Source organism: Lutibacter sp. (genome assembly GCF_041555395.1).
Taxonomy (GTDB): domain Bacteria; phylum Bacteroidota; class Bacteroidia; order Flavobacteriales; family Flavobacteriaceae; genus Lutibacter.
On record NZ_JBFFKM010000083.1, the window covers coordinates 1 to 7,059 of the forward strand.

Here is a 7,059-nt window from a genome sequence, read left to right on the forward strand (position 1 = left end):
AAAGTTGAAAAAGTTGGGTCGGCAGTGGCAAAAGTAACTACTGTTGGCAAACCTATTACTTCATTTACCAAATGAACAACGCCATTATCAACCATATTGTCGGCGGCAGTTACCTCAGAAATACCGTTTAATTTTACGCCATCATTTGTATTTACGAACATGCTTATGTGTGCATTGTTAGGCGTTGCAGTAGAGAGTGTTTTAATATAGCCCGTAGTTAAATCGGTTGATTTTACGGCGCCGCTAACAACATGATTCAATAAAATTTGTGTTAGGGCATCTACAGGAACAGCATCAAGGTTTGCAAAACCATTTGCAGTTAAAAATGCACTGAAAGCATCATTGTCTGGGGCAAATACGGTAAATGGCCCGTCACCGCTTAAGGTTTCAACCAAATTGGCTTTTGTTAAAGCGGCTAAAAGACTGCTGTAATTGTTGCTGTTGTCAACAACAAAATCAGCAATGGTGTTTGTTTGATCTACTTGAAGCACTTCCATTTCGTCATTGTCGTCACAAGACAATACGCTTACAGATAATACCACAATTAGTAATAAGTTTAAAAATTTCGCTAGATTTTTCATAATCATTAAGTTTAAGTTTAAGACAAATATAAACCCTATTGTTTAATTAAAAAAGAAAAAGATTAAACAAAATATGATCTTAACATATTTTTAACATTTAAGCACATAAATTATATCAGGGTTATAAATACGTATAATAACGTTGTAAATATATTCTTAAATCAAAATATGCGACAAAATAAATTGAAGTGATTTATAATCTTATTGTTTAAAAAAAACTAAATAAGTTTAAACAAAATAATCAGGTCAATAATTCAGCGATAATTTGTTTTATTTATTTAATAAGTGATTATAATGATTGAAAAAAAGATTTTTAAATAGGATTTTAATTCTAAAATTTTATAAGGAAAACTTGAAATTCACGAAACTGTTTTTAGCAAATTAAACTAGGGCAATAGACTTAAAAAAATAGCGGATTGGTTTATAATGCATTAATTTGCTGCTATTTACCGAGGAAAAAATATTTTGAAAATATTTGTAAATTAAAAATTAATTATTAAATTTGTCACTAATAATATTTTAAAATTTTTAAAGATGAGTAAAGGGACAGTAAAATTCTTCAATGAAGCTAAAGGTTTCGGATTTATTAAAGAAGAAGGTTCGAACAAAGAACATTTTGTACACATTTCTGGATTAATCGACGAAGTACGCGAAGGTGACGAAGTTGAATTCGATTTACAGGAAGGTAAAAAAGGATTAAACGCAATTAATGTAAAAGTTATTTAATATATAATTACCTTTTTACAAAGTAGAGTCTGTCATTTATTTGACAGACTTTTTTTGTGCCCTATTTTTTCTTTTAAAAGCTTCAAGGTTTGCATGTTTTATTAAAAATAATAATATTTAAAGTTATAACTTTAATATTTATTAGGAAAATTAAAGTTATAGCCTTAAATTTGCAATAATATATTTGAAATCATTCAAAATCAGTTGTAATACGGATTTCACATCGAGGTTGCAAATCCAAATCTTTCAACAATTAAAGGTTTGTGAAAATCAAAAATTACAATATCGTCTGTAACTGCTCCTAAATAAAAGTTTTATGAGTATGTTCTATTAATTATTTAATAAAAAATAATGACAAAAAAACACCTGCTTTTATTTAAATATGGAGGAAATGCCATGACCAATCAGCCACTTAAAAAACAAGTGCTAAAAAACATATGCGGTTTAAAAGAAAAAGGATACCAAGTGGTGATTGTTCATGGAGGTGGTCCTTTTATCCAACAAACTTTGGAAGAAGTGCATATAGATTCTGAGTTTATTGACGGGCAGCGAAAAACAACACCAGAGGCCATGGAATATGTAGAGATGGCGCTTAAAGGAAAAGTTAATGGCAGCCTGATTTCCATAATCAATGCAATTGGGAATAAGGCCGTTGGACTATCAGGAAAAGACGGACAAATAGTAACCGCCAAAAAACGTTTACATCAACAAATGAAAAACGGAAAGACAGAAATGGTTGATTTAGGACAAGTTGGGGATGTAGCCAGTGTTGATGTTACTTTAATTGAATTGTTATTGGAAAATGATTTTATTCCGGTAATCACTTGTATTGCTTCCGATAAACATGGAAACGACTATAATATTAATGGAGATCTGTTTGCTGGACATATTGCAGGGGCACTTTCAGCGGAACAATATATTATTTTAACAGATGTTGACGGATTAATGCTTGATAAGGACAATCCTGCTTCCATGATTCCTAAACTTAAAGTAGCCGAAATAAATCATCTTAAAGAAATAAAATGTATTCAGGGCGGAATGATCCCTAAAATGGATTCTTGTGAAATAGCCTTAGAAAAAGGAGCTAAACTGGCAAGAATCATCAATGGAACAGTCCCTGAACAGATTTCAGCTCTTTTTGAAAATCAACAATCGGGAACCATCATCACCGCATAATTTATAGAACTTAGACCATGTCAAAAAATAATAATGAAACATTTAACAAACTTGATAAAAAGTATTATTTACAAACTTTTAAACGCTACCCGTTAACATTTGACCACGGGAGCGGTTCCCATATTTGGGATGTGGAAGGCAATGAATATATAGATATGCTAGGAGGTATCGCTGTTAATAGTGTTGGCCATTGTCATCCTAAAATAGTAAAAGCAATTCAGGATCAGGCGGCTAAATTAATTCATATTTCAAACTTTTATCTTAGCGAACCACAGGTGATGCTTTCTAAAAAACTGGTTGAATTATCAGGTTTAGATCGGGTATTTTTTGCGAATAGCGGAGCGGAATCTGTTGAGGGCGCTATTAAAATTGCACGTAAATATGCCCATAGTATTGGAAGGGGAGGAAATATCATTTCTTTTGAAAACTCCTTTCACGGACGTACATTGGCGACGATTGCCTCTGGTAAAAAAGCATATCAAAAAGGATTTGAGCCCATTCCCGAGGGATTTTCTCAAGTGCCTTTTAATGATATGGAAGCCATAAAAAAAGCGGTCGACAACAATACGGCAGCCATCATTATAGAACCTATCCAGGGAGAAGGTGGTGTTAATATTGCGGATAAAACTTTCCTTGAGGCGTTGAGAACCTTTTGTGATGAAGAACGTATTGTGTTGATTTTCGATGAAATTCAGTGTGGTGTTGGCCGAACAGGAAAAATGTTTGCCAAAGAACATTTTGGGGTTGAACCGGATATTATGACCTTGGCGAAAGCATTGGGAAGTGGTGTTCCGATTGGTGCCATTCTTTCAAATGAAAAAATAAGTTCGGCAATTGAATTTGGGGATCACGGAACAACCTTTGGAGGAAATCCATTGGTGTGTGCCGCTTCATTGGCAACCTTAGAAGTTATTGAATCTGAAAATCTGATGCAACAGGCTGAGGAGAAAGGCAATTGGTTAAAATCGAAAATTGCAGCAATGGAAAATCCGGACATTATAGAAATTCGAGGAAAAGGATTGATGATAGGCGTGGAATTTAATTTTGAAACAAAGCCTTTGGTGCTGAAAATGCTTGAAAATGGAGTATTGGCAAATGCCACTGCCGACAAGGTGTTGCGTTTGGTGCCGCCTTTAAACATCCCTTATGAAGATTTGGAAAAGGCAATGGAAGTATTGGGAAAATCATTAAAAGAAATAAAAGACCATGAATAAAAAGAAAATAGGTATTATAGGTGCAACGGGCTATACCGGATCAGAATTGGTGCGTATCCTCACCAATCACCCAGATGTTGAAATCACCATGATTACTTCTGAAAGCAGGGCAGGAGAATTATTTTCTGATGTACATCCTTTTTTACAGGGAATTGCCGATCAAAAATTGGTGTCGATCAATGACATAGATAATTACGAACTCGATCTTGTTTTTCTTGCTTTGCCACATGGCGTTTCCATGGATTTTGTAAAACGTTTTAAAGACAGTTCTTTTAAAATTATTGATCTTTCCGGCGATTTTAGATTGAGTTCAAAGGAAGTTTATGAAGAATGGTACAAAATAGACCATGTGTATCCTAAAGGCATTGAAAAAGCAGTTTTCGGAAGTCCGGAATTGTATTTTGATAAAATTAAAGAAGCCAGTTTAATTGCAAATCCCGGCTGTTTTCCTACCACCGCCATTTTAGGCCTTGCGCCTTTACTGGAAGCCAAACTGATTGAAACAGACCGCATTATTGTGGATTCAAAAACAGGCGTTACCGGGGCAGGAATAAAAGCGAAATCGGTTAATATGTATTCTAATGTGAATGATAATTTTAAGGCATACGGACTTAAAAATCACAGACATACCATTGAAATTCAAGGAATACTGGATGAGGTTTCGGGAAATGAAACATTGATTCAATTTACTCCGCATTTATTGCCTGTAGACAGGGGTATTTTAACCACTATTTATGCACGGCCTACAGAAAAAATGGATGAAATCAAACTAAAAGAATTGTACACGGCCTTTTATGCAAATGCGCCTTTTGTGCGTTTAAGGAAGCAAGAGCCAGCCATAAAAGATGTGAGGGGAACCAATTATTGTGATTTATATGTAACGTATGATAAGCGAACCAATATGGTAATTATTATCAGTGTTATTGACAATCTTATTAAAGGAGCAGCAGGTCAGGCAGTTCAAAATATGAATATTATGTTTGGTTTAGAACAAACAATTGGACTAAATCTTATTCCATTAAACCCTTAATATTTTAATTCAAAAGAAAATAAAACTAACAATAATATTTACAAAAATGATTAAAAATATAACAAACGTAAGAGGAATCACTTGTTGGGGAGCACATACAGGTGTTAAATCTATGCGAAGGGATTTAGCCATCATTTTCTCAAAAGTGCCGGCGAGTGCGGCAGCGGTATTTACGCAAAACCAAGTGGTTGCAGCGCCAGTTACCGTATCAAAAAAACATATTAAGGACGGCAAAGCCCAAGCCATTGTGATTAATGCTGGAAATGCAAATGCAGCTACAGGAAAACAAGGGATGGAAGGTGCTGAGGCTATGACGGAATCATTGGCTGAAGAATTGAAAATTGACAAAGAGATGGTGTTGGTTGCTTCCACAGGTATCATTGGTGTCAAATTTCCAACCACTGAAATTGTGAACGGCATTCGGGAAAACGCAAAAAACCTGACCAACAGATCCAATGCCGGATCATTTACGGCAAATGCTATTTTAACAACCGACACCTTTGCAAAGGAAGGTTTTGTGGAGTTTGAAGTTGATGGCCGTGAAATTAATATGGGAGGAATTGCCAAAGGTTCAGGAATGATTCATCCAAATATGGCCACGATGCTGGCTTTTATAGTGACAGACATTGCCATAGAACCTAAAATGTTGAAAATTATGGTGAAGGAATCTGTTGATAAATCATTCAATATGATCACAGTTGATGGCGATACATCTACCAACGATATGGTTATTGTGCTGGCCAATGGTTTGGCTCAGAATGATTTGATCAAATCGAAAAAAGATAAAGGGTATGTCATTTTTCAAAAGCATCTTGAAGAAATGATGGTGCATTTGGCCCAGCTTATCGTTTCAGATGGGGAAGGAGCCTCAAAGTTTATTGAGTATGAAATAGTGAATGCGCCAACGGAAGAGTATGCAAGAATAATGATTCGGAAAATTTCAGATTCTGCGCTTGTTAAAACTGCTATGTTTGGCCGCGACCCCAATTGGGGAAGGATTATTAGCGCAGCCGGTAATGCAGGACTTCCTTTTGATTATGAAAAAATGGATCTTTATATTGGTTCTGATAAAAAAACGATAAAGGTGTTGGAAAAAGGGGAGCCATTAGAATTTAATCCCAACTTTATAAAAAAACAGTTGAGGGAATCACATCTTAAAATTGTGCTGGATCTTCACAACGGGAAAGCCAAAGCAAAAGGCTGGGGAACAGATTTAACAACAGATTATGTGTTGTTTAATTCTGTATATACCACCTAAATAATGAAGTGATTTTAAAAAGTAAATCACCAAACATAAAATAAATTCAAAAAAATTAGTCATCAGATTACAGTCGCAGTAATCAGTATTAATTTAGCAGTAAACGGTTTTAGGTAATTCTAAAAAAAACTTTAAACTTTTAAACTTAAAAAAAAATGAAAGAATATTTTGCAGAATGGACAGAACTTATGGTTCCTTGGCTTTTATCAAGCGGATTGAGAATATTGGCTATTATTGTTATTGCTTTATTTATAAATAAAATCATCACCAGATTGATTGATAAAATGGTCAGAATGGCTGTTGTTCCCAACAATCATTCTTCTGAAGAAGCAGAAAGGAAAAGGGAAGATACCCTTATTCATATTTTTTCGATTACTGCAAAAATTGCCCTTTTTTCCATGCTGATATTAATGGTGTTGGAGGAATTTGGTGTTGCAATAGGCCCTATTTTGGCCGCAGCAGGAATTGTTGGATTGGCTTTTGGCTTTGGGGGTCAATATCTTATCCGTGACATTATTTCCGGACTTTTTATCATTCTTGAAAATCAATACAGAATAGGTGATATTGTTAAGTTTGAAAATTTAGGCGGGGTGGTTGAAAAAATAAGTCTGAGAATGACAACCTTAAGAGATTTAGACGGAACCGTTCACCATATTCCACATGGAGAAATTAAAGAAGTTTCAAATTATGCCAAAGATTTTGCCCGTGTAAATCTGGATATTGGCGTTTCTTATGATGCCAATCTGGAACATGTAATTCGCGTGGTGAATGAAGTGGGAAATGCATTGGCAAAAGATGATCAATTTAAAGAGTTTATCATCAAAGCTCCACAGTTTTTGAGAGTGAATAATTTTGCAGATTCCTCCGTTATGTTAAAGATTTTAGGAGAAACATTGCCACTTAAACAATGGGAGATTACAGGTGAGTTGCGAAAAAGACTAAAAATAGCATTTGACAGGGAAGGAATTGAAATTCCATTTCCACAAAGGGTTATTCATCAAAGTTAAGAAGCTTAATTTTTAATTAAACAATAAAAGAGGGCATGCGCAATCAGAAAAAAATAGTCATAGAACA

General features: G+C 34.7%; 7 protein-coding genes. 6 read left to right on the forward strand and 1 reads right to left on the reverse strand.

Features of this window, described 5'->3' with window-relative positions:
• Positions 1-581, reverse strand: a 581-nt coding sequence (locus tag ABY285_RS11840) for a fasciclin domain-containing protein (protein ID WP_372770320.1), incomplete at its 3' end; no start/stop codon positions are given.
• A 534-nt stretch (positions 582-1,115) separates the two neighbouring features.
• Here ABY285_RS11840 and ABY285_RS11845 point away from each other — a divergent pair.
• The 6 genes from ABY285_RS11845 (at position 1,116) to ABY285_RS11870 (ending at position 6,992) form a co-directional block, all read left to right on the forward strand.
• On the forward strand, positions 1,116-1,307 hold the full coding sequence (locus ABY285_RS11845) for a cold-shock protein (protein ID WP_372770322.1): 192 nt from the start codon (positions 1,116-1,118) through the stop codon (positions 1,305-1,307).
• 351 nt (positions 1,308-1,658) lie between these two features.
• The gene (argB, locus tag ABY285_RS11850) at positions 1,659-2,483 is read left to right on the forward strand and encodes an acetylglutamate kinase (protein ID WP_372770324.1); all 825 of its coding nucleotides are present in this window, start codon (positions 1,659-1,661) and stop codon (positions 2,481-2,483) included.
• Between the two features lie 17 nt (positions 2,484-2,500).
• Positions 2,501-3,697 (forward strand): aspartate aminotransferase family protein, encoded by a 1,197-nt coding sequence (locus tag ABY285_RS11855; protein ID WP_372770326.1) that lies wholly within the window; start codon positions 2,501-2,503, stop codon positions 3,695-3,697.
• Positions 3,690-4,727 carry an N-acetyl-gamma-glutamyl-phosphate reductase gene (gene argC / locus ABY285_RS11860; RefSeq protein WP_372770328.1) on the forward strand — a complete coding sequence of 346 codons (1,038 nt, stop codon included), beginning with the start codon at positions 3,690-3,692 and terminating at the stop codon, positions 4,725-4,727. The genes ABY285_RS11855 and argC overlap by 8 nt, the downstream gene beginning before the upstream one ends.
• Positions 4,728-4,773: 46 nt before the next feature.
• Positions 4,774-5,985, forward strand: coding sequence for a bifunctional glutamate N-acetyltransferase/amino-acid acetyltransferase ArgJ (argJ, locus tag ABY285_RS11865; RefSeq protein ID WP_372770330.1), 1,212 nt, complete (start codon positions 4,774-4,776; stop codon positions 5,983-5,985).
• Between the two features lie 155 nt (positions 5,986-6,140).
• Positions 6,141-6,992: a mechanosensitive ion channel family protein gene (locus ABY285_RS11870; RefSeq protein WP_372770332.1), complete on the forward strand. Its 852-nt coding sequence runs from the start codon at positions 6,141-6,143 to the stop codon at positions 6,990-6,992.
• Positions 6,993-7,059 lie beyond the last annotated feature (67 nt).

Excerpts from the sequence above, each read along its gene's own strand:
- ABY285_RS11845 (WP_372770322.1), top strand. The coding sequence starts at position 1,116 with ATGAGTAAAGGGACAGTAAAATTCTTCAATGAAGCTAAAGGTTTCGGA.
- argB (WP_372770324.1), top strand. The coding sequence starts at position 1,659 with ATGACAAAAAAACACCTGCTTTTATTTAAATATGGAGGAAATGCCATG.
- ABY285_RS11855 (WP_372770326.1), top strand. The coding sequence starts at position 2,501 with ATGTCAAAAAATAATAATGAAACATTTAACAAACTTGATAAAAAGTAT.
- argC (WP_372770328.1), top strand. The coding sequence starts at position 3,690 with ATGAATAAAAAGAAAATAGGTATTATAGGTGCAACGGGCTATACCGGA.
- argJ (WP_372770330.1), top strand. The coding sequence starts at position 4,774 with ATGATTAAAAATATAACAAACGTAAGAGGAATCACTTGTTGGGGAGCA.
- ABY285_RS11870 (WP_372770332.1), top strand. The coding sequence starts at position 6,141 with ATGAAAGAATATTTTGCAGAATGGACAGAACTTATGGTTCCTTGGCTT.